We start from the raw sequence: 26,343 nt of genomic DNA on the forward strand, positions 1-26,343 counted from the left end.
TCCCTGTGTTCCCCGTCCCTCCTCCCCTCGCCGCGCACCCCGGGGCCGTCGGGGCCCCGTGCCAGGCTGGTGACGACGAGAGGGGACGCGATGGACGCGCGCGAGCACGAGGTCCGCCGGCGGATGGACGCCCACGAGCTGTACGTCGACGCCGGTGAGGGCCTCGAGGCGCTCGAGGAGGAGCGGATCCGCGGCAAGGAGCTCGCCCACGCCTACAACGCGACCGGCCCCCGCGAGGTCGACGAGCGCCGGCGCCTGCTGCACGAGCTGTTCGCGGCGGTCGGCGAGGGCGCCTGGGTCGAGCCGCCGCTGCACGTCGCCTACGGCCGCCGGGTCCGCCTGGGCGCGGACGTGTACGTGAACTTCGGGCTGACGCTGGTCGACGACGTCGAGGTCGTCATCGGCGACCGGGTGATGATCGCGCCGAACGTCACGATCAGCACCACCGGGCACCCCGTGCACCCGGAGCTGCGCCACGACGGCACGCAGTTCTCGGCGCCGGTCGTGATCGAGGACGACGTCTGGATCGGTGCGGGCGCGATCCTGCTGCCCGGCGTGGTGATCGGCGCGGGCTCCGTGGTGGCGGCGGGCGCGGTCGTCACGGCGAGCGTGCCGCCGATGGTGGTCGCGGGCGGCGTGCCGGCGCGGGTGCTGCGGCCGATCGGCGACGAGGACCGCTCCTGGGAGTGGCGGGCGCCGCGCACGCTCGGCTGATCCCGGGACGCGGGCCGACCGGCGAGGGCGTCGGACCCGGCCGGTAGGCTCCGCGGGTGACACGCACCCGACTGGTCCTGCTCGACGTCGACGGCACGCTCCTGGACGAGGGGGTCGTCGCGCCGTCGGTGCGCGAGGCGATCACCGGCGCCCGGAGCAACGGCCATCTCGTCCTCGTCGCGACCGGCCGCTCGCGCCCGGAGATCCCGCAGCAGGTCCTCGACCTCGGCTTCGACGGGGTCGTCTCGGCGGCCGGCGGCTTCGTCGAGCTCGACGGCGTCCTGCTCGAGTCGCGGACGATGGCGCCCGAGGACGTCGAGGCGATCGCCGGCTTCTTCGAGGCGCACCGGATCGCCTACTCGCTGCAGTCGTACGACGACGTCTTCACGAGCGGCGGGGTGGGCGGCGGCTACGGCACCGTCCCGACCGAGGGCATCGCCAAGGCGACCTTCTTCGGCGAGGACGGCACCGCCTTCGCCCTCGTCCGCGAGGGCCTCGGCGACCGCTTCCACGTGATCACCGGGACGATCCCGTCCCTCGGCGACGCCGGCGGCGAGGTCAGCGTCCGCGGCGTCGACAAGGGCAGTGCGCTGGTGCGACTGGCCGAGCGCCTCGGCCACCCGCTGGCGGACACGATGGCGATCGGCGACAGCTCGAACGACGTCGAGATGCTGGCCGCGGCGGGCCTGGGCATCGCGATGGGGAACGCCTCCGCCGCGGCCCTCGCCGCCGCCGACGAGGTCACCGCCTCCGTGCGCGAGGACGGCGTCCTGGCGGCGTTCCGGCGGCACGGCCTGCTCTGACCCCGTCCGCGCCGCCGCCGCGGATCAGGTGTACCAGCTCGGCTCCGGCACCTCGTTGAGCAGCGTGTAGACGCCGACCTCGCGGCGCTTGTAGGGCAGCGGGTCGTGCAGCGAGTGGGTCCGCAGGTTGCGCCAGTAGAGGTCGAGGCCGACCGAGCTCGAGGAAGCCCGGGCGCCGGTCAGCTCGAAGACGCGGGTGGCGGCGGCCAGGCCGTCCTCGACGATGCGCGCCTTCGCGGCCGCGATCCGCACGGCGATCTCGCCGCGGCGGCGCGGGGTCAGCTCCTCGCGCGGCGCGTGCAGCGCGGCCGAGAGGGCGGCGCCGGTCGCGTCGATCAGCGCCTCGTCGGCCCAGAGGCGCGACTGCAGGTCGCCGTAGCCCTCGAGGATGTACCACTCCTCGCTCGCGCGGGCCTTGTCGTCGCCGCCGTACGGCCACGCCCGCGTCGACTCGCGGGTGTACTGCGCCGCCCGCTCGAGTGCGCCCTGCGCGATGCCGAGGTAGAACTCGGCGAACACCTGCTGGATCGTCGGCACGTTGAGGGTGTTGTAGACCAGCGGCTGGAACACCCGGTCGACGAAGCCCGCCGCCGCGGCCCACGGCACCCGCACGCCGCGGATCTCGACCGAGCCCGACTCGGTGAGGCGCTGTCCGAGGCTGTTCCAGTCGCGGCCGAAGACGATGCCGTCCTGCGCGGTCGGCACGATCGCGAAGACGTGGGTGTCCGTCCCCTCGAGGACGCCCTCGAGCACGGTCAGGTCGCTGACGACTCCGCCGGTCGAGAACGACTTCCGGCCGGTGAAGACCAGCTCGTCGCCCTCCTCGCGGACCGTGAGATCGGAGTCGCGCGGGTTCACCGCGCCGCCGTAGAGGAGGTTCCCCTCGGTCGCCTGCTGCTCGACGGCTGCGATCTGCTCGGGCGTGCCGACCAGCCGGGCCGCCCAGGCCCAGAGGTAGTGGTAGCCGAGCAGCTGGCCGATCGAGCCGTCGGCGCGAGCGATCGTGCGGATCACGCGGAGGGCGACGCTCCACTCCTGGCCGCCGCCGCCGTGCTCGAGCGGGCCGAGCAGGGTGACCAGGCCCGCGCTCTTCAGCAGGGCGACCTCGGCGACGGGCGCGGCGCCGGCGCGGTCGCGCTCGAGCGCGTCGACGGCGAGGACCGCGGCGGTCTCCTCGGCGCGGGCGAGCCACTCACCAGCAGTGGCGGGGCGCGGGGAGCGGGCCCAGCGATCGGTCGGGGGCGGGCTGTCGAGCGGGAGTCGGCTGTCGAGCGTCGGGGTCGAGACGGTGCTGCTCACGGTGGTTCCTTCCGGTGCGGGCGATCGCGGCGGAGGCGGCGATCGCGGGGTGCTGCGGCGACTGTGGCACCCGCAGCGGGTGCCCTGCCGGAATGCGACGACAGGTGACCGCATGTGACTCCGCGCGACGCCACCCGGGCGACTCCTCGCGACGCGGGTACTCCGCAGTGACTTTGACAATCGTTATCAATAGTCGCTACCGTGTCAGCATCCCGACCGCCCCGCTCCAGACCCAGATCGGCTCACCCGTGAAGACCCGCTCCCTCGCCCTCGTCGCGCTGCTCGGCAGCACCGCGCTCGCCCTCTCGGCGTGCTCCGGCACGGCCTCCTCGACCGGCGCCTCCGCCGACAGCGGGAAGGTCGCCGTCGTCGCGTCGACCGACGTCTACGGCGACCTGGTCCGCAGCATCGGCGGCGACCTGGTCGACGTCACGAGCATCATCGACAGCCCGGACAAGGACCCGCACGAGTACGAGGCGACGGCCCGCGACCAGCTCGCCCTCTCGAACGCCGCGCTCGTGATCGAGAACGGCGGCGGCTACGACGCCTTCGTCGACACCATGATCGACGCCTCCGGCTCGACCGCCCCCGTGATCACCGCCACCGTCGTCGCCGGGCTCGAGGAGGAGCACGCCCACGAGGACGAGGCCGCCGAGTCCGAGGACGCCGATCACGACGAGGCCGGCCACGAGCACGCCGAGTACAACGAGCACGTCTGGTACGACCTGTCCGCCGTCCGCGAGATGGTCACGTCGATCGCCGACGAGCTGTCCACGGTCGACGCGGACAACGCCGCGACCTACGCCGCGAACGCCGAGACCCTCGGCGGCTCCCTCGACGCCCTGATCGACCGCGAGGCGGAGCTGAAGGGCACGCTCGGCGGCCGCTCGATCGCCATCACCGAGCCCGTCCCGCTCTACCTGACCGACGCGCTCGGGCTCGTCAACGCGACTCCGGAGGCGTTCAGCGAGGCGGTCGAGGAGGGCACCGACGTCCCCGCGACCACGCTGCAGGAGACGCTCGCCCTCTTCTCCGACGGCACCGTCGACGCGCTCGTCTTCAACGAGCAGACCGAGAGCTCGCAGACCCAGGCCGTGCTCGACGCGGCGGAGGCGGCCGGCGTCGCGACCGTCGGGGTCACCGAGACGCTGCCCGAGGGCGACGATTACGTCGGCTGGATGACCGCCAACCTCGACGCCCTCGAGGGAGCTCTCTCGTCGTGACGCCACCCTCCTCGACCCCATCCGGTCCGTCGTCAGCGCCCGCCTCCTCGGAGGCGGGCCTTTCGGCGTCCGTGCTGCAGCTGCGCGGCGCCGGTCTGCGCTTCGGCGACCGCGAGCTCTGGGGCGGCGTCGACCTCGATGTGCGGGCCGGCGAGTTCGTCGCGGTGCTCGGCGCCAACGGCTCCGGCAAGACCAGCCTCCTCCGCGCGGTCCTCGGCCAGCAGCCGCTCAGCAGCGGCGAGCTGCGCGTCCTCGGCGAGCCGGTGCACCGCGGCAACCGCCGCATCGGCTACATCCCGCAGCAGAAGCTCGCCGACGAGGGCACCCCGCTGCGCGCCCGCGACCTGATCGGCCTGGGCATCGACGGCCACCGCTTCGGCCTGCCGCTGCCCTCGCGCTCCCGCCGCGCGCAGGTCGACGCCCTGCTCGCCGCCGTCGGCGCCACCGACTACGCCGACGCGCCGATCGGCAGCCTCTCCGGCGGCGAGCAGCAGCGCGTCCGCGTCGGCCAGGCGCTCGCCGGCGACCCGGCCCTGCTGCTCTGCGACGAGCCGCTGATCGCCCTCGACCTCGCGCACCAGCGCGCGGTCAGCGAGCTGATCGACCGGCACCGGCGCGAGCGGAACCTCGGCGTCCTCTTCGTCACCCACGACGTGAATCCGGTGCTCGGGATGGTCGACCGGGTGCTCTACCTGGCCGGCGGCCGCTTCCGGATCGGCACCCCCGACGAGGTGCTGCGCTCCGAGGTGCTCAGCGAGCTCTACGACGCGCCGGTCGACGTGATCCGCGCGCGCGGCCGCGTCATCGTGGTCGGCGCCCCCGACCACTCGCATGTGCACGAGCACGAGGAGGAGCGCGCATGACCGACGACGTCTGGTCGCAGATCTTCGACTTCTCCGACTACGGCGCGCTGCTCGCGCTGCTGCTGAACTCCGTGATCGCGGGCGCCGTCCTCGGCGTCGTCGGCGGGCTGATCGGCGTCTTCGTGATGTCGCGGGACATGGCCTTCGCCGTGCACGGGATCAGCGAGCTGTCCTTCGCAGGCGCCTCGGCCGGGCTGCTGCTCGGCGTCGGCGTGGTGCAGGGCTCGATCGTCGGCTCGCTGGTCGCGGCGCTGCTGATCGGGCTGCTCGGCTCGCGCGCCCGCGACCGCAACTCGATCATCGCCGTGCTGATGCCGTTCGGCCTGGGCCTCGGGATCCTCTGCCTCGCGCTGTACCCGGGGCGGAGCGCGAACAAGTTCGGCCTGCTCACCGGGCAGATCGTCGCGGTCGACGACCCGCAGCTGGGCTGGCTGATCGCGATCTCGGTCGTCGTCGTGATCGGGCTCGCGCTGATCTGGCGTCCGCTGACCTTCGCGAGCGTCGACGCCGACGTGGCGGCCGCGCGCGGCATCCCGACCCGGGCGCTCTCGATCGTGTTCATGCTGCTGCTCGGCCTCGCCGTGGCGGTGTCGGTGCAGATCGTCGGCTCGCTGCTGGTGCTCGCGATCCTGGTCACCCCCGCGGCCGCGGCGCTGCGGATCTCCGCGTCGCCGGTGCTCGTGCCGCTGCTCAGCGTGCTCTTCGCCGTCGGCGCGCTGGTCGGCGGGATCCTGCTCGCGCTCGGCGGCTCCGTCCCGATCAGCCCCTACGTCACCACGATCTCTTTCACGATCTACGTCGTCTGCCGGATCATCGGCCGCAACGGCGTGCGGCGGCCCTCGCGCCGGCGCTCACCGGCCGCGGTCGGGGCGGGGGTATAGCGTGGCGCGGGTCGTGAAACGGGAAGGCGGACCGGTGGTCAAGCGGAACACGTGGCAGCGCGAGGCCGTGCGCGAGGCGCTCACCCGGCGCGAGGACTTCGTCAGCGCGCAGGGGCTGCACAGCGCTCTGCACGCCTCGGGCTCGCCGATCGGCCTGGCGACGGTCTACCGCGCCCTGTCCGACCTCGCGGTCGAGGGCGAGGCCGACTCGCTGCAGTCGCCGGACGGCGAGAGCCTCTACCGTGCCTGCACCCCGGGCACGCACCACCACCACCTGATCTGCCGCCGCTGCGGGCTGACCGTCGAGATCGCGGCGGACGCGGTGGAGACCTGGGCGCACAGCGTCGCGGCGCAGAACGGCTTCACCGACGCGCACCACGTCGTGGACGTCTTCGGGCTGTGCGCGGAGTGCACGCGGGCGGTCGCCGCGGCGGAGTGACGCCGCCGCGTCGCGGTTCACGGGCTCGCGCTCGCGGTCTCCGGTCGCCAGGGCTCAGGCCGGTGCGGCTCAGGCCGGGTGCGGCTCAGGCCGGCAGGAAGATCCCTGCGGCCCGGTCCTTGACGACCGCGCCGGCCGGCAGCACCCGCCCGCTCATCGCGAGGTAGACGCCCGGCGGCAGCAGCTGCACCGCCGCGACGGCCGCGCCGAGGTTGAAGGCGGCGTCGCTGTCCCGCATCCGCGCGGGCTGCATCGCGCCGGTCAGCACGACGACCCGGTCGCGGACGGCGCCGAGCGCCTCGGCCGTCAGCGTCATCGTGTCGGTGCCGTGGGTGAGGACGATGCGGTCCTCCTCGGCCGAGAGCACGCGCTCGCGGATCAGCGCGCGGTCGGCGTCGTCGAGGTCGAGGCTGTCCTTCCGCAGGACCTCCTCGACGCGGAACTCGAGCGTCGACAGCACGGGCTCGAGCAGGCGCGGGATCGTCGGCGCCCCGATCTCGAGCTCGCCCGCGAGCGAGTACTCCTTGTCGATGGTTCCGCCGGTGGTGAGGACGAGGATGCGGTCTGACACCCGAACAGACTAGGCCGGGCCTCCGACACGGCACATCCGTGCGGTTCGGACGCTGCCGGGCACTCCAGCCCGTTCGATCGGGAACGATGGGGGGATGGCCTCCTCCACTCCGTCCCTGATCCGCACCGGCGCCAAGGTCCTCCTCGGCTCCGCCCTCGTCTTCGCGGGCGTCAGCCACCTGACCCGCGCGCGCGAGGAGTTCCAGGCGCAGGTGCCGGAGTGGGTGCCGCTGGACAAGGACACGGTCGTGCTCGCGTCCGGCGTCGTGGAGATCGGCCTCGGCGCCTCGCTGGTGCTCGCGCGCCGCCAAGCACCGCTGGTCGGAGCAGCCGCCGCTGCGTTCTTCACCGCGATCTTCCCCGGCAACGTCTCGCAGTACGTCACGAAGACCAGCGCCTTCGGCCTCGACACCGACCGCAAGCGCGCGGTCCGGCTGGTCTTCCAGCCGCTGCTGGTGGCCTGGGCGCTCTGGTCCACGCGCCGGCCGCAGCGCTGATCGGCGCTGCTCCTGCAGAACATCGGCTGAGAGCACGTCTCATCGCCGATGGCCGATGACGAGGCCTCTCAGCTGATGTTCTGCTCGCCGTCCGGCTCCAGCAGCGGCGCGAGCAGCTCCTCGATCGCCCGCCGGGCCCCGTCCGCATCGCCCGCGGCGATCGACTCGACCAGCAGCGCGTGCTCGCGGGCGTGCCGGTCCTCCTCGCCGACGACGTCGTCCTGCAGCACCGTCTCGAAGAGGCCCGTCAGCCCGTCGTAGAGCTCGAGGAAGAGCGCGTTGTGGGTGGCGGCGACGACCGCGCGGTGCAGCGCGGTGTCGGTCGCGGTCCGCTCGGTGAGGTCGTGTCCCTCCCAGGAGCGGGTGCGGGCGGCGAGCAGCGCCCGCAGCGTGTCGACGTCCTCCGCGGTCCGCCGCTCGGCCGCGAGGGCCGCGGTCGCCCCGTCGATCGCGAAGCGCAGCTCCAGGCCGTCCCGCCGGCCCGCGCTCGGCAGCCGCCTCCGGAGCGACGTGGTGAGCTGCGAGCGCGCGATCACGAAGGTGCCGCGCCCCTGCTCCCGCCGCACCAGCCCCGACTGCACGAGCGTCTGCACCGCCTCGCGCACGGAGTTCCGCCCGGCACCGCTCCAGCGCACCAGCTCCGGCTCCGTCGGGATCCGCGCGCCGACGGCCCAGCGGCCGGAGCGGATCTCCTCGTGGAAGAGCGCCGTGACGTGGTCGATGACGCTCTCGCGGCGGAACGGCTCCGGTGCGCGGAGGTCGACCGACCGGGGCTCCGGCGCGCTAGGCTCGGCGAGATTCATCCCATCATCCTACCCAGGGCAGGCCGCTATGACGTCCACCGTCGTCACCCCGCAGAGGACCGCGCTCCTCGCACTCGCCGCGATCGTGATGACGGCGCTGAATCTCCGGACGGCCGTCACCGGCTTCAGCCCGCTGCTCGAGACGATCGGCGCCGACCTCGACTTCGGCCCCTCGCTCTACGGCGTGTTCGGCACCGTCGTCACCGCCTCCTTCGCCGTCTTCGGCGTGGTCGCAGCCGGGGCCGCGCGCCGCTTCGGCCTCGAGCGCACCCTCGCCGTCGCCACGCTGGTGACGACCGCGGGCCTGGTGCTCCGTGCGCTCAGCCCGAGCCCGCTCGCGCTGGTGCTCTCCTCCGTCGTCGCCTTCGCCGGAGTGGGCACCTCGAACGTCCTGATCGTGCCGATCGTGAAGCGCTACTTCGCCGACCGGCTGAAGACCATCAGCTCGCTCTACCTCGCGCTGCTCCAGACCGGCCAGTTCGTCGCCCCGCTGGTCGCCGTCCCGCTCGCCACGGCCCTCGACTGGCGCTTCGCCGTCGGCGTCTGGGCGGCGCTGACCGCCGTCGCCTGCCTGCTCTGGGCGGCGCTCGCCCGGCGCGGCGAGGCCGGCGCCGCCGCGGCCGCCGCGCCCACCCGGCTCGCCGGCGCCTGGCGCACCCGCCTGCTCTGGGCGATGGTGCTGATGCTCGGGACGACCGCACTGAACACCTACGCGATCATCACCTGGCTGCCGACGATCCTCGTCGACGCGGGCGCGGACCCGGCCCAGGGCGGGGCGCTGCTCGCCCTCTTCTCGATCTTCGGCCTCGGGGCGGCCTTCGTCGTCCCGCCGCTGACCCTCGGGATGCGGAACCCCTCGATCGTGGTCGTCGTCTGCGTCGCGCTGCTCGCCGTCGGCTACGTCGGCCTGCTGGTCGCGCCGCTGGCCGGCGCCGTGGCCTGGGTGGTCTGCCTCGGCCTGGGTGTCAGCACCTTCCCGATGACGCTCACCCTCGTCAACGCCAGGACCCGCAGCACGGCCGGCTCCTCGGTGCTCTCCGGGGCGACGCAGGGCCTCGGCTACGCGCTCGCCTGCGCCGGGCCGCTGCTGATCGGCCTGCTCTACGAGGCGCAGGGGAGCTGGACCGGCTCGTACGTCCTCCTGCTGGCGAGCCTCGTGGTGCTGCTGCTCAGCGGTCTCGCGGCGAGCCGGCCGCGCTTCCTCGAGGACGAGGCCGCGGCGCGCTGACCTCCGCCGGCTCCACCTCCGCGAGCTCCGCCTCCGCGAGCTCCAGCGCCGCGATCACCCGGGTCAGCCCGAAGCGCCAGGCGCTCTCGACGTCCCCGCCGAGGGTGAACGCCCCGTTGATCTCCATGCCGATGAAGCCGGTGCTCCAGGCGGTGAGGGTGCGCGCGGCCTCGAGCGCGTGCTCTTCGCCCGCGAGCCCGGCGGCGACGCGGAGGACGGAGGCGCTCGCCGCGTCGCGGAACTCCTGCCGGGCCGCCGGGGTCCCGGGTGCCGGCGCCATCACCAGGAGGAAGGCGGCGGGCCGCTCGCGGCTGAACGCGCGGAAGGCGCCGGCGAGCTCGGCGGCGTCCTCGATCGGCTCCACGCGCGCGGCGAGCTCGCCCAGCGTCGCCTCGGCGACCAGGCGCAGCAGGGTGTCGCGGCCCTCGACCCGTTTGTAGAGGGAGGGGGCGCGCACGCCGACGCGCTGCGCGACGGCCTGCATCGTCACGCCGGCGAGCCCCTCCTCCTCGAGGATTCCGGCGGCGGCGCGGACGATCGCGTCGAGGGAGGTGCGCTCGGGGGCGGGCATGCCTCCACTATAGCTATTGACAGTAGCCATGATGGCTAGCTACCGTAGCCATCATGGAACTCGCCCCCCACCTCCGCCGCATCGGCTCGGACATCGTCGCCGCCTACCTCGTCCACACGCCTGAAGGCGTGACCCTCATCGACGCCGGCCTGCCCCGGCTCTGGCCCGAGCTGCTCGCCGAGCTGAAGGCGATCGGCCGCTCCGTCGACGACATCAAGGGGGTCGTGCTCACCCATGGCGACTCCGACCACATCGGCTTCGCCGAGCGGCTCCGGCGCGAGCACGGCGTGCCCGTCTTCGTGCACGAGGCCGACGCTGAGCGCGCGAAGGGCGGGAAGAAGCCCGCGAACGGGAAGCGGTCGATGAAGCTCGGCGCACTCGTCGGCTTCCTCGGCTACTTCCTGCGCAAGGGCGGCGCGCGCGTGCCCCCGCTGACCGAGGTCGTGACGGTGCGGGACGGCGAGACGCTCGACCTCCCGGGTGCCCCGCGGATCATCGGGCTGCCCGGCCACTCCGCCGGCAGCATCGCGGTGCACGTGCCGATCGCGGACGCCGTGTTCGTCGGCGACGGCCTCACCACTCGCCACGTGCTGACCGGCGCGACCGGCCCGGCCCCCGCGCCCTTCACCGACGAGCCGGAGCAGGCGCTCGCCTCGCTGCAGCGCCTGCTGCCCACCGGCGCCACCTGGGTGCTGCCCGGCCACGGCGCGCCCTGGGGCGGGGGAGTGGCGGCCGCGGTCGCAGCGGCGACCCGCGCCTAGGCGGAGCGCGCGGGGGCGTCCTGCGCCTCCTGCGGCTCCCGCGCCTCGCGGTCGAAGCGGCTCCGGCTGAAGACCTGGTCCGCGGTGGTGAGCGCGAGGCCGATGACGCCGGCGAGCTCGCCGAGGTCGGAGGTGTGGATGGTGAGGGAGCGCGTCGCCAGCGGGTGCGTGCGCAGGTAGACGCGCTCGCGCAGGCCCGACATCAGCACCTCGCCGCAGTCGCCGAGCTGGCCGGACACGACGATGGTGCGCGGGTTGAGAATGTTGACGAGGTCGGCGACCGCCTCGCCGAGGACCCGTCCGGCCCGGTGCACCGCCTGGGTCGCCCGCATGTCGCCGCGGAGGACGCGCGCGGTCACGTCGGCGACGTGGGTGATCGACGGGTCGTGCACCGAGAGGTCGCGCACGAGCGCCCAGCCGCTCGCGTAGGCCTCCACGCAGCCGGAGTTGCCGCACCGGCAGGGCAGCGGGTCGTCGTCGACGGTGTCGGCGACCGCGCGGGTGTGGCCGATGTCCCCGGCCGCGCCGACGGCGCCGCGGATCGTCGCGCCGTTGAAGACGAGACCCGCCCCGATGCCGGTGCCGAGCTTGAGGCTGATCAGATTGTCGGAGCCGTGGTGCCGGGACTCGGCCAGCGCACGCGCGTTCGCGTCGTTCTCGATGACGACCTGGACCCCGCCGTAGGGCTGGGCGAAGAAGCCGGCGATGTCGAAGTCGTCCCAGCCGGTCATGATCGGCGGGTTGCGCACCCGCCCGGCGGCGAACTCCACCGGCCCGGGGACCCCGATGCCGATGCCGGCGACCGCGTCGCCGAGGCGGAGGCGCTCGAAGGCCTCGAGGACCTGCGCGAGGACCTTCTCGGGCCCCTCCCACACGTCGATGACCGCGCTCTCGTGCCGCAGCGGCGTCCCGCGCAGGTCGCACGCGGCGACGACGAAGCCGCTCGCGCCGATGTCGGCGGTGAGGAGGACGGTGCCGCGCAGATTCACCGCGAACATGCTCGAGGGCCGACCGCCCGTCGACTCCCCGCCCGAGGTCGGGACGATCAGGCCGAGCTCGACGAGGGTGGCGAGACGCTGGTTGACGGTCGACCGGGAGAGGCCGGTCTGCTCCATCACCGCGTTGCGCGAGATCTCGCCCTGCTCGCGGAACAGGGCGAGGACGTCCGCCACGTGCGATCCCGTCTCACCGGTCGGATATGCCGTCATCCCGCCCCCATCGTCAGGGTCAGCGTACATCGCCGTCGATGGAAAGCAGGAAGTCGGCTAACTTTCGTGTTGCGGTCAAGCGAAAGGGGCGCTAGTTTTCACACATCGGCACGCAGTGGTGCCCTGATCTTCAAGGATGACGATGTCTTCAAAGATGAACCGCGCGACGGCCGCCCGCCGACTCCTCCCCGTCCTCGCACCGGTCGGCGCCCTCGCTCTCCTGCTCACCGGCTGCGCCTCCTCCGGTACCGGGGACGCCGCCTCCGGCGGCGGCTCGGCCAAGGTCGCCGCAGTGATCAAGGGCCTCGACAACCCCTTCTTCCAGGCGATGGAGAACGGGATCGAGGCCACCGCGAAGGACGACGGCGTGGACGTCTCGGTCCAGGCCGCCGCCGACATCGGCGACACCACCGGTCAGGCGGACAAGCTGACCACCGTGGCCGGCCAGGACTTCGGCTGCATCATCGTCAACCCGATCAGCGGCACCAACCTCGTGCAGGCCCTCGCCTCGGCGACCGGCAAGACGATCGTCAACATCGACAGCCCGCTCGACCCGGACGCCGTGAAGGCGGCGAACCTCGACGTCACCACCTACATCGGCACCGACAACGAAGCCGCGGGCGGCAAGGCCGGCGACCTCCTCGTCGACCAGCTGCCGGCCGGCTCGAAGGTCGCCGTCATCGGCGGCATCTCCGGCGACGTCACCAGCGCCGCCCGCGTCGACGGCTTCACCGCCGCCATCGGCTCGGACCTCACCGTCGTGCAGGAGGCCGCCGCCGACTGGAAGCGCGAGATCGCGCTGACCAAGGCGACCGACATCCTCGCCGCGAACCCCGACGTCACGGCGTTCTTCGCCGCGAACGACGACATGGGCCTCGGCATCGTCAAGGCCGTCGAGAACGCGGGCCTCACCGGCACCGTGCAGGTCGTCAGCGTCGACGGGAACGAGGACGCCCTGCAGTCCGTGAAGGACGGTGGGCTGACCGCGACCGTGGCGCAGTACCCCTACGCGATCGGCCAGCTCGGCGTGCAGGCGTGCGAGGCAGTGCAGGGCGGCGAGAGCATCCCCGCCGAGATCGAGTCGCCCACCGCGCTCGTCACCTCCGACACCGCCGACAAGGCACTCGCGGCGTTCCCCGCCCCGTTCGAGGAGTTCGACAACCCGCTGGCCGACCTCGTCCCCAGCGACTAGCCCGACGCGCACCAGCCCGACGCCACCCAGCCCGACGCCACCCGGCCCGACGCGCCCTCCGCGACCCAGGAAGCGACCATGACCACAGTCCCCGCTCGTTCCCCCAGCCCGATCAGCGCCGCGCCGCTGCTCGCGAACCTCCGACAGCTCAGCTTCTGGGCCGAGAACGCCGCTCCCATCGGGCTCGTCGCCCTGGTGATCGTGTTCTCGATCGCGACGCCGACCTTCCTCAGCCTCGGCAACATCAAGGCGATGCTCGTCGCGGCGGCGATCCTGGTGATCCTGTCGATCGGCCAGTCGTTCGTCATCACGACCGGCGGCATCGACCTGTCGATCTCGGCGACGATGACGGTCGGCGCGGTCGGCTTCGGCCTCGCCTGGAGCGGGGGCTGGGGCTTCTGGCTCTCGGCGCTGGCGGCCCTGCTCTTCGCCGGCGTGATCGGCGTGATCAACGGCCTCCTCATCGCCCGCGGCAAGGTCACGGACTTCATCGCGACCCTCGGCACGCTGTCGGTGGCGACGGGACTCGCGCTCATCGCCTCCGACGGCAAGCCGATCACCGTCGGCAGCCCCGAGCTGCTGACGCTGACCACCGGCTCGATCGGGATCATCGGCTACCCGATCATCCTCGCCGCGGTCATCGGAGTCGTGGCCTGGGTGGTCATGTTCCGCACCCGCTTCGGCCTGCACGTGCAGGCGGTCGGCGGCAACGAGGAGAGCGCTGTCGCGAACGGCATCAAGGCCGGCCGGGTGCGCATCGCGGTGTACATCATCGCGGCGGTCCTCGCCGGCATCGGCTCGCTGCTCCTGGTCGCCCGCGTCGGCGCCGCGGAGCCCGCGATCAACACGCAGTACCTGCTCAACTCGATCGCGGCCGTCGTGCTCGGCGGCGTGAGCCTCACCGGAGGCAAGGCCAAGATCGTCGGCCCGATCATCGGTGCGTTCCTGCTCACCGCGCTGACGAACGGCCTGACCCTGCTCGGCGTCTCGCAGTTCTACCAGCCCCTCGCCGTCGGCCTGGTCGTCGTGCTCGCCGCCCTCATCACCCGCTACCAGAAGAAGTGAGCCCCGCCATGACCAGCGACCTCCTGCTCGAGGCGACCGACATCAAGAAGTCCTTCGGCGGCGTCCACGCGCTCAAGGGCGCGTCGATCTCGATGCGCCGCGGCGAGATCACCGCCCTGATCGGCGACAACGGCGCCGGCAAGTCGACGCTCGTCCGCTGCCTCTCCGGCGTGCACCCCGCCGACTCCGGAACCATCGTGCTCGACGGCGACGTCGTCCACTTCACCTCGCCGCTCGGTGCTCGCGACGGCGGGATCGAGACGGTGCACCAGACCCTCGCGCTCGTGGAGGACCTGGCCGTCTGGCAGAACTTCTTCCTCGGCCGCGAGCTCACCAAGGGCGTGCCCGGCCTGCGGTTCCTCGACCGGGCGCAGATGAAGCGGACCGCGCAGGAGCTGCTCGGCGATCTGGCCGTCAACGTCCCGCCGGTGACCAGCAAGGTCCGCCGCCTCTCCGGCGGCCAGCGCCAGGCCGTCGCCATCGCCCGCGCCGCAGGGTGGGGCAGCAAGATCGTGATCATGGACGAGCCGACCGCGGCGCTCGGCGTGCAGGAGACGGCCCGGGTCGAGAAGATCATCCTCAAGCTCCGCGACGCCGGCGTCGCCGTGCTGCTCATCAGCCACAACTTCGACCAGGTCATGCGGCTCAGCGACCAGGTCTGGGTGATGCGCGCCGGTCTTGCGGTCGCCGGGCGCCGCACCGCCGAGACCAGCGGCGACGAGCTCGTCTCGCTGATCACCGGCGCGAAGGCCGCCTGATGCGGCCCTCGCTCGTGCACCGCGGGAGCCCCGAGCGCTCCTCCCCGCTGGGCGTGCACGCCGGCCTGCTGACCGGCGACTGGACCAGGGAGTCGGGCCGGCGCGCGATCGCCGCGGCCGCCGCGATCGGCTTCGACCTGATCGAGATCCCCGCGCCCGGCGACCCCGCCGCCGCTGCATGGAGCGGAGCCCTGCTCGACGAGCACGGGATCGACGCCGTCGTCTCGCTCGCGCTCGACGCCGACTCCGACATCACCGCCGCCGACGCGGCGGTCTCGGCCCGCGGCGAGGAGCGCCTCCTCGACGCCGTGCGCTTCGCGGAGGCGATCGGCGCCCGGTACGTCGGCGGCGTCACGTACTCGGCGATGCGCAAGTACGAGCACGCGGCCGACGCCGCCGCACGGGAGCGCTCGCTCGCGGTGCTGCGGAGGGTCGCCGCGGCGGCCGCGCCGTCGGGCATCGCGCTCGGAGCGGAGTACGTGAACCGCTACGAGAGCAATCTGCTGAACACGGCGGCGCAGACGGTCGCCTTCCTCGACGAGCTCGGCGCTCCGAACGTGCTGCTGCACCTCGACACCTTCCATGCGCACCTCGAGGAGGTCGACCTGGAGAGCGCGGTCCGCGACGCGGGCGGCGCCCTCGGCTACCTGCACGCCTCCGAGAACCACCGCGGCGAGCTGGGCACCGGCAGCACCGACTGGACCGGACTCGTCGCGGCGCTCACGGCCTCCGGCTACCGCGGCCCGCTCACGCTCGAGAGCTTCTCGCCGCGGATCCAGCCGACCGCGTCCGCCGAGGCGATGGGCCTCTGGCGCGAGCTCTGGCACGACCCGGTCGCCCTCGCGACCTCGGGCCACGCGTTCCTCGCGGGCCTGCTCGACACCTCGAGGTCCGCCGCGGCCTGACGCCGCGACCGGACCCCCCGACCTCTCGATCCCGACCTCTCGATCCCGACCTCTCGATCTCGACCTCTCGACCTCTCGATCCTTCGACCGAACCAGGAGTACCACCATGCCCACGAACCCCCTCGGAGTGCACGCCCTCGTCTTCGCCGGCGGCACCACGCCCGCCGAAGTCACGAGCACGATCGAGCAGACGAAGGCCGCCGGTTTCGACCTGCTGGAGCTCTCGCTGCACGACGTCGAGAACCTCGACACCGCCTCCGCCCGCGCCGCCCTCGAGGCGAACGACCTCGGCATCGTCTGCTCGCGCGGCCTCGCGTTCTCGGCCGACGTCTCCAGCGACGACCCGGAGGTGGTGGCCCGCGGCGCGAAGCTGCTCGCCGACTCGCTCGAGACCACTCATGCGCTCGGTGGCACGCACTTCACCGGCGCGCTCTACAGCGCGCTCGGCAAGTACAGCGCGCCGCTGTCGACCGCGGGCCGCGCCAACGTGGTCTCGGTGCTGACGGACCTCGCCGCGGAGGCCGCCGGCAAGGGCATGACCCTCGGTCTCGAGATCTGCAACCGCTACGAGACCAACGTCATCAACACCGCCGCCGAGGCCCTGCGACTCGCCGACGACATCGGCGCCGACAACGTCCTGATCCACCTCGACACGTACCACATGAACATCGAGGAGGACGACTTCTTCCGCCCGGTGCTGCTCGTCGGCGACCGCCTCGGCTACGTGCACATCGGTGAGAACCACCGCGGCTACCTCGGCAGCGGGCACCTCGACTTCACCAGCTTCTTCCACGCCCTCGCGGCCATCGACTACCGCGGGCCGATCACCTTCGAGTCCTTCTCCTCGGCCGTCGTCTCGCCGACGCTCTCGAACGACCTCGCCGTCTGGCGGAACCTCTGGAACGACGGCCCCGCCCTCGCCCGGCACGCGCACGCGTTCCTCGTCAACGCGCTCGAGGGCACCCGTGGCGACGCCTGACCTCGACGAGCTGGCCCGCCGGGCGCTCGCGCTCCGCAGGTCCGGACGGCGAGCGGTCCTCGCCCTCGCGGGCAGCCCGGGCGCGGGCAAGACCACTCTCGCCCGGGCCGTGGTCGCCCGCGCGAACGAGCTGGCGGGGGAGGGGACCGCGGCCTTCGTGCCGATGGACGGCTTCCACCTGGCGAACGCGATGCTCGACGAGCTCGGCCGGCACGGGCGCAAGGGTGCCATCGACACCTTCGACGGCTGGGGCTTCCTCGCCCTGGTGCGGCGGCTGGGCGCCGAGACCGACCACGTGGTCTACGCGCCGACGTTCGAGCGCACGGTCGACGAGGGCGTGGCGGGCTCGCTCGCCGTCCGGCCCGAGGCGACGCTGGTGGTGGTCGAGGGCAACTACCTGCTGGTGGACGACGGGCCCTGGGCGCTGCTGCGCGCGGAGTTCGACGAGGCCTGGTTCTGCGCGACCCCCGAGTCGGAGCGCTTCGAGCGGCTGGTCGACCGGCACGTGTCCTTCGGTCGCGCTCCGGAGGCGGCGTCGGCCTGGGCGGCGGACGTCGACGGCGCGAACGCCGTCCTGATCGAGGCGACCCGCGATCGGGCGGATCTCGTCGTCTCCGGCACGGCGGCGGGGGTGCTGCCGGCGGTCGCGAGCGCCTAGGACGCGGGGACCAGGTTCCAGCGCGCCGTCAGCAGCTCGACGCCCTTGTCGAAGGTCGTCGACCACGCCGTCGCGTCGTGCGCGCTGTCCGGCACCTCGAGGTAGGTGGTGTCCATCCCGGCGGCCTGCGCGGCGGCGTGCAGGGTCTGGACTCCGGCGAGGAACGAGGTGTCGTTCGCACCGACGCCGAAGACCGCGAACGAGTCCTTGTAGGGCGCGTTCTTCGCGAGGATCGCCGCGGGCTTGGCCGCCTCGTACGCCGCCGCGTCGCCGCCGAAGCCCTGCTGGATGGTGGTCGCGTCGTCGCCGAGCGTCGGGGCGAGCTCGCCGGACGCGTCGACGATGTTGCCGAAGATCTGCGGGTAGCCGGCGCCGAGCTGGATCGCGCAGGTGCCGCCCTGCGAGAGGCCGCCGATCGCCCAGTCGTGCGCGTCGCCGAGGACCGGCAGGTTGGCGCGGATCCAGTTCGGCACGTCGACGGTGAGGTAGGTCGCGGAGTTCCCGAGTGGCGAGTCGATGCACATGGGGTTCGCCGTCGGGTCGCCGAGCTGGTCGGGCGAGACCACGATCGGGGCGAGGCCGGCGTGCGCGGCCGCGTAGGTGTCCAGGGTCTGCTGCAGGTGCTCGACGGCGAGCGGGTCGGACGGCGATCCGGGCTGGCCGGAGAGCATCATCATCACCGGCAGCAGCGGCGGGTCCTCGGTCAGGGCGGCCGGCGGGAGGTACACGACGGCGTCCCGGGCGGGGAAGCCGGACTTCGTGGCGGGGATCGCCACGTTGGTGACGCTGCCCGCGGTCGGCATCCCGGCGGGGGCGGTCCAGCTGTCGAGCGAGGCGTGCTCGCCGGCGGGCGTCGGGATCGGATCGGCCACGGTCGGGTAGGCGCTGATGCCCAGGAGGCTGCGGACGGTCGGGTACTGGCCGAAGTCGATGTTGACGGTCATCGCCGCGGTCGCGACGACGAGGACGCCGACGAGCGCCGAGGCCAGCACCCGGCGGCCGCGCCGGCGGACGAGGGCGTGCACCAGGACGATCAGCGCCACGGCGAGTCCGCCCAGACCGAGCCCGATCCACACTCGCGTGACGGGGGTGAAATCGACGCCGAAGAGTCCGCCGGTGCCGCCGAGCAGTCCGCCGAGCGCCCAGCCGCCGAGCAGGCCCAGGAGCAGGACGGCCGCGGCCAGCGCCAGGCGGCGGCGGCGACCGCGGCGGGCGGAGCGCGCGAAGGCGAGGACGAGCAGGAGCAGGGCGAGACCCGACACCGCGTAGACCGCGACCACCACCGGACCGGAGACGAGGCTGAGCCCGAGGAGTGCGTTCATGGGTCGGTCCGGTCGTCGAGGGGCGGGGTCGCGCGGGGCGCGGCGGCGGTCAGTCTGGCGCCGACGTCTGGGTGCGGTCTGGATGATCGCTGGGCGGATCGGGAGGTGGCCGAGGCTCCTCCCCAGGCGGTGGTCCTGCGATGCTCCCACCGATCGTGCGCAACCCCGCGCGGCGCGCCTCCGGTGCCGCCTACCGTGGAGGAGCAGCAAGCCGCCTCCGGCGCCCTCACGAAGGAGCTCGACCATGACGCAGAACCCCCGCACCCCCGCCCCCGGAGCCCGCGCATGAGCCGCGGCGTCGCCGTCGTCACCGGTGGCACCGCCGGTCTCGGCCGCGCCACCGTCCGCGAGCTGGCCTCCCGCGGCTGGGACGTCGCCGTGCTCGCCCGCGGCGAGGACGGTCTCGCGGCCACGCTGGCCGAGATCGAGCAGGCCGGCCGCCGCGGTCTGACGATCCCGACCGACGTCGCCGACCGCGAGGCCGTCGAGTCGGCCGCCGACCGGATCGAGGCCGAGCTCGGGCCGATCGAGCTCTGGGTCAACGATGCGATGGTCGGCGTCTTCGGCGAGTTCCTCTCGACCGAGCCGGCCGACTTCGAGCGCGCCGTCGCGGTCAACTTCTTCGGCTTCGTCAACGGCACCCGCGCGGCGCTCTCGCGGATGACCCCGCGCGGCCGCGGCCACGTCATCCAGGTCGGCTCGGCGCTCGCGCACCGGGGCATCCCGCTCCAGGCCGCCTACTGCGCCTCGAAGTTCGGCGCCCGCGGCTTCACCGAGGCGGTCACCGCCGAGCTGCTGCACTCGAAAAGCAGGATTCGGCTCTCCGAGGTCGACATGCCCGCGCTCAACACCATCCAGTTCAACTGGGTGAAGTCGCAGCTGCCGCACCACCCGCAGCCGGTGCCGCCGATCTACGAGCCCGAGGTCGGCGCGATCGCGATCGCCGACGTCGCCGACAAGCCGCGCCGGCGCACCTGGGTCGGCGAGCCGACGGCCGGCACCATCCTGGGCGACCGCTTCGCCGGCGCCTTCATGGACTGGTACCTGGCCCGCAGCGCCTTCGACGGCCAGCAGGCGCCGGACAAGAAGGAGCCGATGCTCCCGAACAACGTCTACGAGCCGGTCCCCGGCGACCACGGCGCCCGCGGCCTCTTCAGCGACCGCGCGCACACGATGACGCCGCAGATCTGGATGATCCGCCACCGCGCGGCGAGCTACGCCGGAGCGGCCGTGCTCGGCGCGGCCGGCCTGGTCGGCGCGGTCGCGGCCCTGCGGAGGAAGTGACGTGGTCGACGTCGTCGTCGTCGGCTCCGGCCCCAACGGGCTCTCCGCCGCGGTCACCCTGGCCCGCGCCGGGCTCTCGGTCGCAGTCTACGAGCGCAACGAGACCCTCGGCGGCGGCGCCCGGACCGCCGAGCTGACGCTGCCCGGCTTCCACCACGACATCGGCTCGGCCGTGCACCCGATGGCGCTCGCCTCCGGGTTCTTCCGCCGGTTCCGGCTCGACCGGCGGATCGACCTGCGGCTGCCCGAGATCTCCTACGCGCACCCGCTCGACGGCGGCCGCTCGGGCATCGCCTACCGCGACCTCGAGCGGACCGCCGCGGCACTGGGGCGCGACGGTGCGGCCTGGCGCTCGCTGATGGGTCCGCTCGCCGAGCGCGCGGACCGCGTCGCGGGCTTCACCAACGACGCCCTGCTGAAGATCCCGACCGACCCCTCGGTGTTGCTCCGCTTCGGCCTGCGCGTGCTCGAGCAGGGCTCGCCGCTCTGGAACGCGCGGTTCCGCGAGGAGGTCGCGCCCGCCATGTTCGCGGGCGTCGCGGCGCACGCGATCCGGCCGATGCCGAGCCTGTCCACGGCCGCCGCGGCGCTCGCGCTCGGCTCCTACGCGCACGCGCGCGGCTGGCCGGTGCCGGTCGGCGGCAGCCAGGCGATCGTCGACGCGATGGCGGCCGACCTCCGCGCTCACGGCGGCACCATCGAGACCGGAGTGGAGATCACCTCGCTCTCGCAGCTGCCGAGCGCGCGCGCCGTGCTGCTCGATCTCACGCCGAGGGCCCTCCTCGCGCTCGCCGGCGACCGCCTGCCCGGCCCCTACGCCTCCGCGCTGCGGATGTTCCGCTACGGCAACGGCGTCGCCAAGGTCGACTTCGCGCTCGACGGGCCCGTCCCCTGGACCGACCCGGAGCTCGCCGGAGCCGGCACCCTGCACGTCGGCGGCACCCGCGCCGAGATCGCCGCGGCCGAGCGCGACGTCGTCCAGGGCCGGCACAGCGAGAACCCGTACGTGCTGGTCTCGCAGCCCTCCGTGCTGGACCCGACCCGCGCGCCGGAGGGCAAGCAGGTCCTCTGGGCGTACACGCACGTGCCGCGCGACTCGCCGGCGCACCAGCGCGAGGCGATCACCGCGCAGATCGAGCGCTTCGCCCCGGGATTCCGCGACCGCGTCCTCGCCGTGTCCTCGATGACGGCCCGCGACATGCAGGCCTGGAACCCGAACTACATCGGCGGCGACATCGCGGCCGGAGCGGCGAGCGTCACGCAGCTGCTCTCGCGGCCGATCCCCTCCTCCGACCCGTGGCGCACGCCCGCGAAGGGGCTCTATCTCTGCTCGTCCTCGACGCCGCCCGGCCCGGGCGTGCACGGGATGGCAGGCTGGCACGCCGCCCGCAGCGCGCTCCGGCACGAGTTCGGGATCCGGCGGGCGCCCGATCTGTCGCCCTCGCCCGATCAGAACCGCTCGCCCGATCTGGCACCCTGAGGGTCGGGCGGCACGACCCGCCCGACCCCGCCCTCATGACAAGGAGCCCGCGATGTCCCGCAACACCCGCGTCTTCCACTGCCCGCCCGAGTCCGTCTTCGCCGTCTTCGCGTCCGGCTGGCTCTTCCCCTCCTGGGTCGTCGGCTCGTCCCGGATGCGTCGGGTCGGCCGAGACTGGCCGCACGTCGGCTCGAAGCTGCACCACTCCTTCGGCGTCTGGCCGCTGGTGATCGACGACGAGACGACGGTCCTCGAGTGGGACCCGTCGAGCCGCTTCATCATCCAGGCGGCCGGCTGGCCGATGGGCGAGGCGCGCGTCCGCCTCGAGGTCGAGCCGCACCGCGACGGCTGCAGGGTCCGCATCCACGAGACGGCGGTGAAGGGCCCGGGCACGCTGATCCCGAAGCCGCTGCTGCACTCGTTCCTCTGGGTGCGCAACATCGAGACGCTCCGCCGGCTCGCGCACATGGCCGAGGCGGGCGCCAACGGCCGCACCCTGCAGCCGGCCGCGCTGGCCTCGCCGAAGGACCGCGCGGGGCTGGACTCGCCGAAGCACGTCCTGCCGCGGCTGCTCGGAACCGTCGCCTCGATCGCCGTCGGCTCGCTGGCGCTCCGGGCCGTCCTCGCCGTCGCGCGCCGCGCCCGGAGCTAGCGAGAGGCGCCGGCATCGTGATTCTCCGACCTTCGCGGAGTGTCGCTCCACCGCTGGACCTCCGAGCCGCTCAGCCGTGCTCACCGTGTCGAAGGCTCACTGCGCACGGTGGTATTCCGGTGGTTTTCAGGGGGCCTCGTGAGTAGGCTTCCCTGCATGGAGATCCTCACCCCCGCTGCTCAGCACGGTCGCACCCTGCGCATGGACATCCATGACATCGCACGCGAGCTCACTGCGGCCCTGGGCCCGACGCTCGTGGCAGGCCTGGCGGGAACGAAGGATCGCAAGCTGCCCCTCCGCTGGGCCAAGGCCGACGGACCGGAGCCGCGCTCGGAGGCCGCCAACCGGCTGATCTTCGCGCATCGTCAGTGGACGCTTCTCTCCGCTGCCGACGGCGACCACGTCGCACGGCAGTGGTTCATCGGAGGGAACCCGCACCTCGGTGAGAGCACGCCGATCACCGCGATCCGCGAGGGGCGCCACAGCGATGTCGCCGCGGCCGTCGAGTCCTTCATCGCCGGAACCGCCGACGCGTGACAGTCGCTCGTACCTGCTCGGTCACCGGACTCCGACTCGTCTCGGACCCGGGAGCCCAGGGGTACCACGTCGGCAAGAGGGTCCACCCGCCGCTGTCGGGGGCTCCTCGTGACGCCGCGGCACGATCCCGTCACGAGTGGGGACGCTACGACGTACTCGGCCAGACGTTCTACCTCGCCGAGACTCGGACGGCGGCGTACGCCGAGGTGCTCTCCGGTTTCAAACGGGCCAACGGGATCGACGACGCACTCGCTCGAGACGCCGACTACGCCGGGGTCACGCTCGAGGAGTACGTCGAGGAGATCGCGCGCGAGTGGTCCGAGCGAGACTTCATGGGCCTCGGAGCGGTCCCCGCGGGTTGGCGCTACGACCGGGCGATGATCCTCGCCGCGCTCCCGGACTCGGGATGGCTCGTCGACGTCGAGCACCCCGACTCGCTCGCGTCGATCGAGCGCGCGATCGGCACACTCCTCGCCGAACTGCAGGTCCCGCACCTCACCACCGGCACACTGCGCTGCGAGGATCGCGCCGTCACGACCCGGATCGCCGAGCATCTGCACGGACTGACACTCGACACCGGCGGGACACCGCTCGGCGTCCACTTCGGCAGCAAGCACGGCGCCGCGTGGTGCAGAGCGCTCTGGCTCGACCATCCCGACGCGCACCGTGTGCTCGTTCGTGCCGTCGAGCCCGTCCTCGTCACCGATGACGACCTCAGGACGGTTGCGGATCGCTTCCGCATCCGGATCTTCTGACGAAACGCCGCCCCGCCCCGCTCAGACGATGCGCTCGACGAGCCGGACGTGGTGCACGGCCACGCGCGTCGGCTCGCCGGCGAAGGCGGCCTCGCGCTCGGGCGAGGCGAGGTAGGCCTTCTCGATCTCGGCGAACGCCTCCGCGTCGCCGGGGGTGCTGACGGCCCAGACGAACTCGTTCACCTCGCGGTCGGCGAAGGCGAACTCGATCGTGAAGCCGTGCGCGGCGCGGGCGGGGACGATCTTCGCGCGGTACCAGGCCAGGAAGTCGTCCATCACCCCGTCGACGAGCTCGTAGCGGCGGAGCTGGACGGTGCGGTTCTCGGAGTCGCTCATGCCCTCGACGGTACCGGGCCCGGATGCGGTGGAGGCGGAGTCGCTGCCGGGCCGCGCGCTACGCTCGCCCTTGTCGTCCCGGCGCCCGCCCCGCCGCACCCGTCCCCGCAGGAGGCCCGCCCTGGATCCCCGCCGTCAGCGCGCGATCGCCTTCCTCGTCGCGGGCTGCTTCTTCATGGAGAACCTCGACGCGACGATCGTCACCACCGCGGCGCCCGCGATCGGCGCCGACCTGGGCGTCGACTCCGCCGCCGTCGCGATCACCGTCACCGCGTTCCTGCTGACCGTCGCGGTGCTGATCCCCGCTTCCGGTTGGTTGAGCGAGCGCTTCGGCGTGCGCCGGGTCTTCACGACCGCGATCGCGGTGTTCACGCTCGCCTCGCTGCTCTGCGCGCTCAGCCCGACCCTGCCGCTGCTCGTGGCGGCCCGCGTGCTGCAGGGCGTCGGCGGCGCGCTGATGGTGCCGGTCGGCCGGCTCGCGGTGCTGCGCGTCACGCCGCGGGAGGGGATCATCCGCGCCATCGCGATCCTGGTCTGGCCGGGGCTGGTCGCGCCGATCCTCGCGCCCTTCGTCGGCGGGCTGCTGACGACCTACGCCTCCTGGCACTGGATCTTCCTGATCAACCTGCCGCTGGGCGTCGTCGCCTTCGTGATCGCGCGGCGGATCATCCCGGCCGGCGTCGAGGCCTCACCGCCTCCACTGGACGTCGTCGGCCTGCTCCTGGTCGCGGTCGGACTCGGCGCGCTGGTCGGCGCGACCGGCTTCGTGACCGGCAGCGGCTCGGACACCGTCGCGCTCGGCCTGGCCGTGACCGGCGCGCTCGTCACCGCCGTCGCGGTGCGGCACCTGCGCCGCACGCCGCACCCGCTGGTGCCGCTGGACGCGTTCCGCTTCTCCACGTTCCGGGTGGCGAACGCGAGCGGCTCGCTCTACCGGGCGACGATCAACGCGGTGCCGTTCCTGCTGCCGCTGCTCTTCCAGGACGCCTTCGGCTGGAACGCGGTGCAGGCCGGCTCGATCGTGCTCGCGCTCTTCGTCGGCAATCTGGCGATCAAGCCGGCGACGACCTGGCTCCTGCACACGGTCGGCTTCCGCGGGGTGCTCGTCGCGGCGAACGTCGTCGGCATCGCCTGCATGGTCGCGATGGCGTTCCTCGATCCGGACGTGCCGATCCCGGCGATCGTGGCGCTGCTGGTGCTCAGCGGGGTCGCGCGCTCGGCCGGCTTCACCGCCTACAACACGGTCACCTTCGCCGAGGTGGCGCCCGAGGGGATGTCCGGCGCGAACACCCTCAGCGCGACGACCCAGCAGATCGCCGCGGGCTTCGGCGTCGCCGCGGGCGGCATCGCGCTGGCCGCGGGCTCCGCGTTCGGCCCCGGCCTCGTCCCCTACCGCTTCGCCTTCCTGACGCTGGCCGTGCTGACCCTCGTCCCCCTGATCGCCGCCGCCCGCCTCCCCCACGACTCCGGCAGCACCCTCACGCGCTGACCCCTCCCGCGAGATGCCACTTGTGCGCTCGTTCTGCGGCGTGTCGCGCTCATAAGTGGCATCTCGCGGAGGGGGATCAGAGGTGCAGGGGGTCAGAGGGTGAGGGCCAGGCCGTCGAGGATGTCGTGGGCGGTCGTCGTCACCGTCGTCACGGCGGGGGAGGCCTCCTGGACGGCGCGGAGGACCTCGGCCCAGATCGCGGCGCCGGCGCCGAGGACGTCCTCGCGGCCGGCGCGGACGTAGGGGAGGGCGGCGGTCTCGGCGGGGGAGAGCGCGGCGAGCTCGTCGCAGGCGGCGAGGACGTCGCGGATCGGCAGGGTCGCCTCGAGCGCATCGCGGTCGTAGGCCTCGAGGCGGAGGACGTGCGCGGTGACGGTCAGGACCGTCGCCGCGACGCCGACGACACTGCGCGCGGCCGAGAGGTCGACGGGGGAGGCGGCCAGTGCGCGGCGGACGTCGGCGCGGATCGCGGCCCGCTGCTCCGCGGTCGGCGCACCGCCCCCGGAACGGTGGCGCTCTGTGAGCCGGACGCTGCCCACGTCCATCGAGTGCGCCTGCTCCGGTTCCGCTCCACCGAGCACCAGCTCCGTCGAGCCGCCGCCGAGGTCCACGACCAGGACGGGCTGGGGCGCGTCGACGGCCGAGAGTGCGCCGCGGAAGGAGAGGGCCGCCTCCTCCTCGCCGCTGATCGTCTCGGGGCGGACGCCGATGATCCGCTCGACCGCGCCGAGGAAGTCCTCGCGGTCGGCCGCGTCGCGGGTGGCGGAGGTGGCGACGAACCGGACGCGCTCGGCGCCGGCCTCGCGGACCAGCTCCGCGTACTCGCGGGTCACGGCGAGGGTCCGCGCGAGCGCCTCGGGGTCGAAGCGGCCGGTGCGGTCCACGCCGTGGCCGAGCCGGACGAGCTCGGTGCGGCGGAGGACGTCGACGAGGCGGCCGTCCTCGACGTCCGCGATCAGGAGCCGGAGGGAGTTGGTGCCGCAGTCGAACGCGGCCACGCGGGTGGCGGTCATGCCGACAGTCTGCCCGGCGGCCCCGCCGCTAGATTGGCAGGGACGAGCCGAAGGAGCC

At 73.3% G+C, this 26,343-nt stretch carries 29 protein-coding genes; 21 read left to right on the plus strand and 8 right to left on the minus strand.

Annotation, left to right across the window (positions count from 1 at the left end; translation table 11 throughout):
* Nucleotides 1-90 precede the first annotated feature (90 nt).
* On the plus strand, nucleotides 91-714 hold the full coding sequence (locus EDF36_RS03070) for a DapH/DapD/GlmU-related protein (protein ID WP_123731843.1): 624 nt from the start codon (nucleotides 91-93) through the stop codon (nucleotides 712-714).
* A 56-nt stretch (nucleotides 715-770) separates the two neighbouring features.
* Nucleotides 771-1,517, plus strand: a complete 747-nt coding sequence (locus EDF36_RS03075) for an HAD hydrolase family protein (RefSeq protein ID WP_123701422.1) — start codon at nucleotides 771-773, stop codon at nucleotides 1,515-1,517.
* 24 nt (nucleotides 1,518-1,541) lie between these two features.
* Here the strand turns inward: EDF36_RS03075 and EDF36_RS03080 are convergent, their stop codons facing one another.
* Entirely contained in the window at nucleotides 1,542-2,816 is a 1,275-nt protein-coding gene (locus EDF36_RS03080; RefSeq protein WP_260300495.1) for an acyl-CoA dehydrogenase family protein, read from the minus strand.
* Between the two features lie 248 nt (nucleotides 2,817-3,064).
* Here EDF36_RS03080 and EDF36_RS03085 point away from each other — a divergent pair, with 248 nt between their 5' ends.
* The 4 genes from EDF36_RS03085 (at nucleotide 3,065) to EDF36_RS03100 (ending at nucleotide 6,222) form a co-directional block, all read left to right on the plus strand.
* Nucleotides 3,065-4,039, plus strand: a complete 975-nt coding sequence (locus tag EDF36_RS03085; RefSeq protein ID WP_260300496.1) for a metal ABC transporter solute-binding protein, Zn/Mn family — start codon at nucleotides 3,065-3,067, stop codon at nucleotides 4,037-4,039.
* A 71-nt stretch (nucleotides 4,040-4,110) separates the two neighbouring features.
* Nucleotides 4,111-4,902, plus strand: a complete 792-nt coding sequence (locus tag EDF36_RS03090) for a metal ABC transporter ATP-binding protein (RefSeq protein ID WP_243581136.1) — start codon at nucleotides 4,111-4,113, stop codon at nucleotides 4,900-4,902.
* A complete protein-coding gene (locus EDF36_RS03095; RefSeq protein WP_123731846.1) occupies nucleotides 4,899-5,783 on the plus strand; it encodes a metal ABC transporter permease in 885 nt (294 codons plus the stop codon). The genes EDF36_RS03090 and EDF36_RS03095 overlap by 4 nt, the downstream gene beginning before the upstream one ends.
* Before the next feature lie 34 nt (nucleotides 5,784-5,817).
* Entirely contained in the window at nucleotides 5,818-6,222 is a 405-nt protein-coding gene (locus EDF36_RS03100; protein WP_123701430.1) for a Fur family transcriptional regulator, read from the plus strand.
* A gap of 85 nt (nucleotides 6,223-6,307) precedes the next feature.
* On the opposite strand, the gene EDF36_RS03105 is transcribed toward EDF36_RS03100, so the two are convergent.
* Nucleotides 6,308-6,793 carry an asparaginase domain-containing protein gene (locus EDF36_RS03105; protein WP_123444686.1) on the minus strand — a complete coding sequence of 162 codons (486 nt, stop codon included), beginning with the start codon at nucleotides 6,791-6,793 and terminating at the stop codon, nucleotides 6,308-6,310.
* Nucleotides 6,794-6,887: 94 nt separating this feature from the next.
* Between EDF36_RS03105 and EDF36_RS03110 the strand changes: the two genes are divergently transcribed.
* Nucleotides 6,888-7,289 carry a hypothetical protein gene (locus EDF36_RS03110; RefSeq protein ID WP_123731847.1) on the plus strand — a complete coding sequence of 134 codons (402 nt, stop codon included), beginning with the start codon at nucleotides 6,888-6,890 and terminating at the stop codon, nucleotides 7,287-7,289.
* A 68-nt stretch (nucleotides 7,290-7,357) separates the two neighbouring features.
* Here EDF36_RS03110 and EDF36_RS03115 read toward each other — a convergent pair whose 3' ends face one another.
* Complete coding sequence (locus tag EDF36_RS03115) at nucleotides 7,358-8,092, minus strand: FadR/GntR family transcriptional regulator (protein WP_123731848.1); 735 nt, start codon at nucleotides 8,090-8,092, stop codon at nucleotides 7,358-7,360.
* A 28-nt stretch (nucleotides 8,093-8,120) separates the two neighbouring features.
* Between EDF36_RS03115 and EDF36_RS03120 the strand changes: the two genes are divergently transcribed.
* Nucleotides 8,121-9,320 (plus strand): MFS transporter, encoded by a 1,200-nt coding sequence (locus tag EDF36_RS03120; RefSeq protein ID WP_123731849.1) that lies wholly within the window; start codon nucleotides 8,121-8,123, stop codon nucleotides 9,318-9,320.
* Here EDF36_RS03120 and EDF36_RS03125 read toward each other — a convergent pair.
* On the minus strand, nucleotides 9,262-9,891 hold the full coding sequence (locus EDF36_RS03125) for a TetR/AcrR family transcriptional regulator (protein WP_123731850.1): 630 nt from the start codon (nucleotides 9,889-9,891) through the stop codon (nucleotides 9,262-9,264). The two genes, EDF36_RS03120 and EDF36_RS03125, sit on opposite strands and share 59 nt — an antisense overlap.
* A gap of 53 nt (nucleotides 9,892-9,944) precedes the next feature.
* Here EDF36_RS03125 and EDF36_RS03130 point away from each other — a divergent pair, with 53 nt between their 5' ends.
* Nucleotides 9,945-10,652, plus strand: coding sequence for an MBL fold metallo-hydrolase (locus tag EDF36_RS03130; RefSeq protein WP_123731851.1), 708 nt, complete (start codon nucleotides 9,945-9,947; stop codon nucleotides 10,650-10,652).
* Here EDF36_RS03130 and EDF36_RS03135 read toward each other — a convergent pair.
* A complete protein-coding gene (locus EDF36_RS03135; protein WP_185020345.1) occupies nucleotides 10,649-11,860 on the minus strand; it encodes an ROK family transcriptional regulator in 1,212 nt (403 codons plus the stop codon). The two genes, EDF36_RS03130 and EDF36_RS03135, sit on opposite strands and share 4 nt — an antisense overlap.
* 142 nt (nucleotides 11,861-12,002) lie before the next feature.
* On the opposite strand from EDF36_RS03135, the gene EDF36_RS03140 reads away from it, so the two are divergent.
* The 6 genes from EDF36_RS03140 to EDF36_RS03165 all read left to right on the plus strand — a co-directional run bounded on the left by EDF36_RS03140 (nucleotide 12,003) and on the right by EDF36_RS03165 (nucleotide 17,417).
* Nucleotides 12,003-13,052: a substrate-binding domain-containing protein gene (locus EDF36_RS03140; protein WP_221181594.1), complete on the plus strand. Its 1,050-nt coding sequence runs from the start codon at nucleotides 12,003-12,005 to the stop codon at nucleotides 13,050-13,052.
* 78 nt (nucleotides 13,053-13,130) lie between these two features.
* Nucleotides 13,131-14,117: an ABC transporter permease gene (locus tag EDF36_RS03145; protein ID WP_123701444.1), complete on the plus strand. Its 987-nt coding sequence runs from the start codon at nucleotides 13,131-13,133 to the stop codon at nucleotides 14,115-14,117.
* Nucleotides 14,118-14,125: 8 nt separating this feature from the next.
* Nucleotides 14,126-14,875 (plus strand): ATP-binding cassette domain-containing protein, encoded by a 750-nt coding sequence (locus EDF36_RS03150; protein WP_123701445.1) that lies wholly within the window; start codon nucleotides 14,126-14,128, stop codon nucleotides 14,873-14,875.
* On the plus strand, nucleotides 14,875-15,780 hold the full coding sequence (locus EDF36_RS03155; protein ID WP_123731854.1) for a sugar phosphate isomerase/epimerase: 906 nt from the start codon (nucleotides 14,875-14,877) through the stop codon (nucleotides 15,778-15,780). Before EDF36_RS03150 ends, EDF36_RS03155 begins: the two co-directional genes overlap by 1 nt.
* Before the next feature lie 106 nt (nucleotides 15,781-15,886).
* Entirely contained in the window at nucleotides 15,887-16,759 is an 873-nt protein-coding gene (locus tag EDF36_RS03160; RefSeq protein WP_123701449.1) for a sugar phosphate isomerase/epimerase, read from the plus strand.
* A complete protein-coding gene (locus tag EDF36_RS03165; protein ID WP_123701450.1) occupies nucleotides 16,746-17,417 on the plus strand; it encodes a nucleoside/nucleotide kinase family protein in 672 nt (223 codons plus the stop codon). Before EDF36_RS03160 ends, EDF36_RS03165 begins: the two co-directional genes overlap by 14 nt.
* Here the strand turns inward: EDF36_RS03165 and EDF36_RS03170 are convergent.
* Complete coding sequence (locus tag EDF36_RS03170; RefSeq protein ID WP_123731855.1) at nucleotides 17,414-18,739, minus strand: esterase family protein; 1,326 nt, start codon at nucleotides 18,737-18,739, stop codon at nucleotides 17,414-17,416. The two genes, EDF36_RS03165 and EDF36_RS03170, sit on opposite strands and share 4 nt — an antisense overlap.
* Before the next feature lie 285 nt (nucleotides 18,740-19,024).
* On the opposite strand from EDF36_RS03170, the gene EDF36_RS03175 reads away from it, so the two are divergent.
* The 5 genes from EDF36_RS03175 to EDF36_RS03195 all read left to right on the plus strand — a co-directional run bounded on the left by EDF36_RS03175 (nucleotide 19,025) and on the right by EDF36_RS03195 (nucleotide 23,447).
* Nucleotides 19,025-20,023, plus strand: coding sequence for an SDR family oxidoreductase (locus tag EDF36_RS03175; protein ID WP_123731856.1), 999 nt, complete (start codon nucleotides 19,025-19,027; stop codon nucleotides 20,021-20,023).
* Nucleotide 20,024: 1 nt separating this feature from the next.
* Nucleotides 20,025-21,503, plus strand: coding sequence for an NAD(P)/FAD-dependent oxidoreductase (locus EDF36_RS03180; RefSeq protein ID WP_123731857.1), 1,479 nt, complete (start codon nucleotides 20,025-20,027; stop codon nucleotides 21,501-21,503).
* Nucleotides 21,504-21,555: 52 nt separating this feature from the next.
* Complete coding sequence (locus EDF36_RS03185; RefSeq protein ID WP_123731858.1) at nucleotides 21,556-22,155, plus strand: SRPBCC family protein; 600 nt, start codon at nucleotides 21,556-21,558, stop codon at nucleotides 22,153-22,155.
* A 156-nt stretch (nucleotides 22,156-22,311) separates the two neighbouring features.
* Nucleotides 22,312-22,692: a hypothetical protein gene (locus EDF36_RS03190; protein WP_123701458.1), complete on the plus strand. Its 381-nt coding sequence runs from the start codon at nucleotides 22,312-22,314 to the stop codon at nucleotides 22,690-22,692.
* Entirely contained in the window at nucleotides 22,689-23,447 is a 759-nt protein-coding gene (locus EDF36_RS03195) for a hypothetical protein (protein ID WP_148059956.1), read from the plus strand. Before EDF36_RS03190 ends, EDF36_RS03195 begins: the two co-directional genes overlap by 4 nt.
* Before the next feature lie 21 nt (nucleotides 23,448-23,468).
* Here EDF36_RS03195 and EDF36_RS03200 read toward each other — a convergent pair whose 3' ends face one another.
* Nucleotides 23,469-23,783 carry an NIPSNAP family protein gene (locus tag EDF36_RS03200; protein WP_123444696.1) on the minus strand — a complete coding sequence of 105 codons (315 nt, stop codon included), beginning with the start codon at nucleotides 23,781-23,783 and terminating at the stop codon, nucleotides 23,469-23,471.
* A 70-nt stretch (nucleotides 23,784-23,853) separates the two neighbouring features.
* On the opposite strand from EDF36_RS03200, the gene EDF36_RS03205 reads away from it, so the two are divergent.
* Nucleotides 23,854-25,272, plus strand: a complete 1,419-nt coding sequence (locus tag EDF36_RS03205) for an MFS transporter (RefSeq protein ID WP_260300497.1) — start codon at nucleotides 23,854-23,856, stop codon at nucleotides 25,270-25,272.
* A gap of 92 nt (nucleotides 25,273-25,364) precedes the next feature.
* On the opposite strand, the gene EDF36_RS03210 is transcribed toward EDF36_RS03205, so the two are convergent.
* The gene (locus EDF36_RS03210) at nucleotides 25,365-26,285 is read right to left on the minus strand and encodes an exopolyphosphatase (RefSeq protein WP_123731860.1); all 921 of its coding nucleotides are present in this window, start codon (nucleotides 26,283-26,285) and stop codon (nucleotides 25,365-25,367) included.
* Nucleotides 26,286-26,343 lie beyond the last annotated feature (58 nt).

Origin of the sequence: Rathayibacter sp. PhB152, assembly GCF_003751395.1 — a bacterium.
Classification (GTDB): Bacteria; Actinomycetota; Actinomycetes; order Actinomycetales; family Microbacteriaceae; genus Rathayibacter; species Rathayibacter festucae.

Coding starts and splice junctions, on each gene's coding strand:
- EDF36_RS03115 (WP_123731848.1), bottom strand. CDS start 8,092: ATGAATCTCGCCGAGCCTAGCGCGCCGGAGCCCCGGTCGGTCGACCTC.
- EDF36_RS03140 (WP_221181594.1), top strand. CDS start 12,003: ATGTCTTCAAAGATGAACCGCGCGACGGCCGCCCGCCGACTCCTCCCC.
- EDF36_RS03210 (WP_123731860.1), bottom strand. CDS start 26,285: ATGACCGCCACCCGCGTGGCCGCGTTCGACTGCGGCACCAACTCCCTC.
- EDF36_RS03070 (WP_123731843.1), top strand. CDS start 91: ATGGACGCGCGCGAGCACGAGGTCCGCCGGCGGATGGACGCCCACGAG.
- EDF36_RS03120 (WP_123731849.1), top strand. CDS start 8,121: ATGACGTCCACCGTCGTCACCCCGCAGAGGACCGCGCTCCTCGCACTC.
- EDF36_RS03130 (WP_123731851.1), top strand. CDS start 9,945: ATGGAACTCGCCCCCCACCTCCGCCGCATCGGCTCGGACATCGTCGCC.
- EDF36_RS03135 (WP_185020345.1), bottom strand. CDS start 11,860: ATGACGGCATATCCGACCGGTGAGACGGGATCGCACGTGGCGGACGTC.
- EDF36_RS03170 (WP_123731855.1), bottom strand. CDS start 18,739: ATGAACGCACTCCTCGGGCTCAGCCTCGTCTCCGGTCCGGTGGTGGTC.
- EDF36_RS03145 (WP_123701444.1), top strand. CDS start 13,131: ATGACCACAGTCCCCGCTCGTTCCCCCAGCCCGATCAGCGCCGCGCCG.
- EDF36_RS03190 (WP_123701458.1), top strand. CDS start 22,312: ATGGAGATCCTCACCCCCGCTGCTCAGCACGGTCGCACCCTGCGCATG.
- EDF36_RS03160 (WP_123701449.1), top strand. CDS start 15,887: ATGCCCACGAACCCCCTCGGAGTGCACGCCCTCGTCTTCGCCGGCGGC.
- EDF36_RS03155 (WP_123731854.1), top strand. CDS start 14,875: ATGCGGCCCTCGCTCGTGCACCGCGGGAGCCCCGAGCGCTCCTCCCCG.
- EDF36_RS03150 (WP_123701445.1), top strand. CDS start 14,126: ATGACCAGCGACCTCCTGCTCGAGGCGACCGACATCAAGAAGTCCTTC.
- EDF36_RS03185 (WP_123731858.1), top strand. CDS start 21,556: ATGTCCCGCAACACCCGCGTCTTCCACTGCCCGCCCGAGTCCGTCTTC.
- EDF36_RS03175 (WP_123731856.1), top strand. CDS start 19,025: ATGAGCCGCGGCGTCGCCGTCGTCACCGGTGGCACCGCCGGTCTCGGC.
- EDF36_RS03200 (WP_123444696.1), bottom strand. CDS start 23,783: ATGAGCGACTCCGAGAACCGCACCGTCCAGCTCCGCCGCTACGAGCTC.
- EDF36_RS03110 (WP_123731847.1), top strand. CDS start 6,888: ATGGCCTCCTCCACTCCGTCCCTGATCCGCACCGGCGCCAAGGTCCTC.
- EDF36_RS03095 (WP_123731846.1), top strand. CDS start 4,899: ATGACCGACGACGTCTGGTCGCAGATCTTCGACTTCTCCGACTACGGC.
- EDF36_RS03125 (WP_123731850.1), bottom strand. CDS start 9,891: ATGCCCGCCCCCGAGCGCACCTCCCTCGACGCGATCGTCCGCGCCGCC.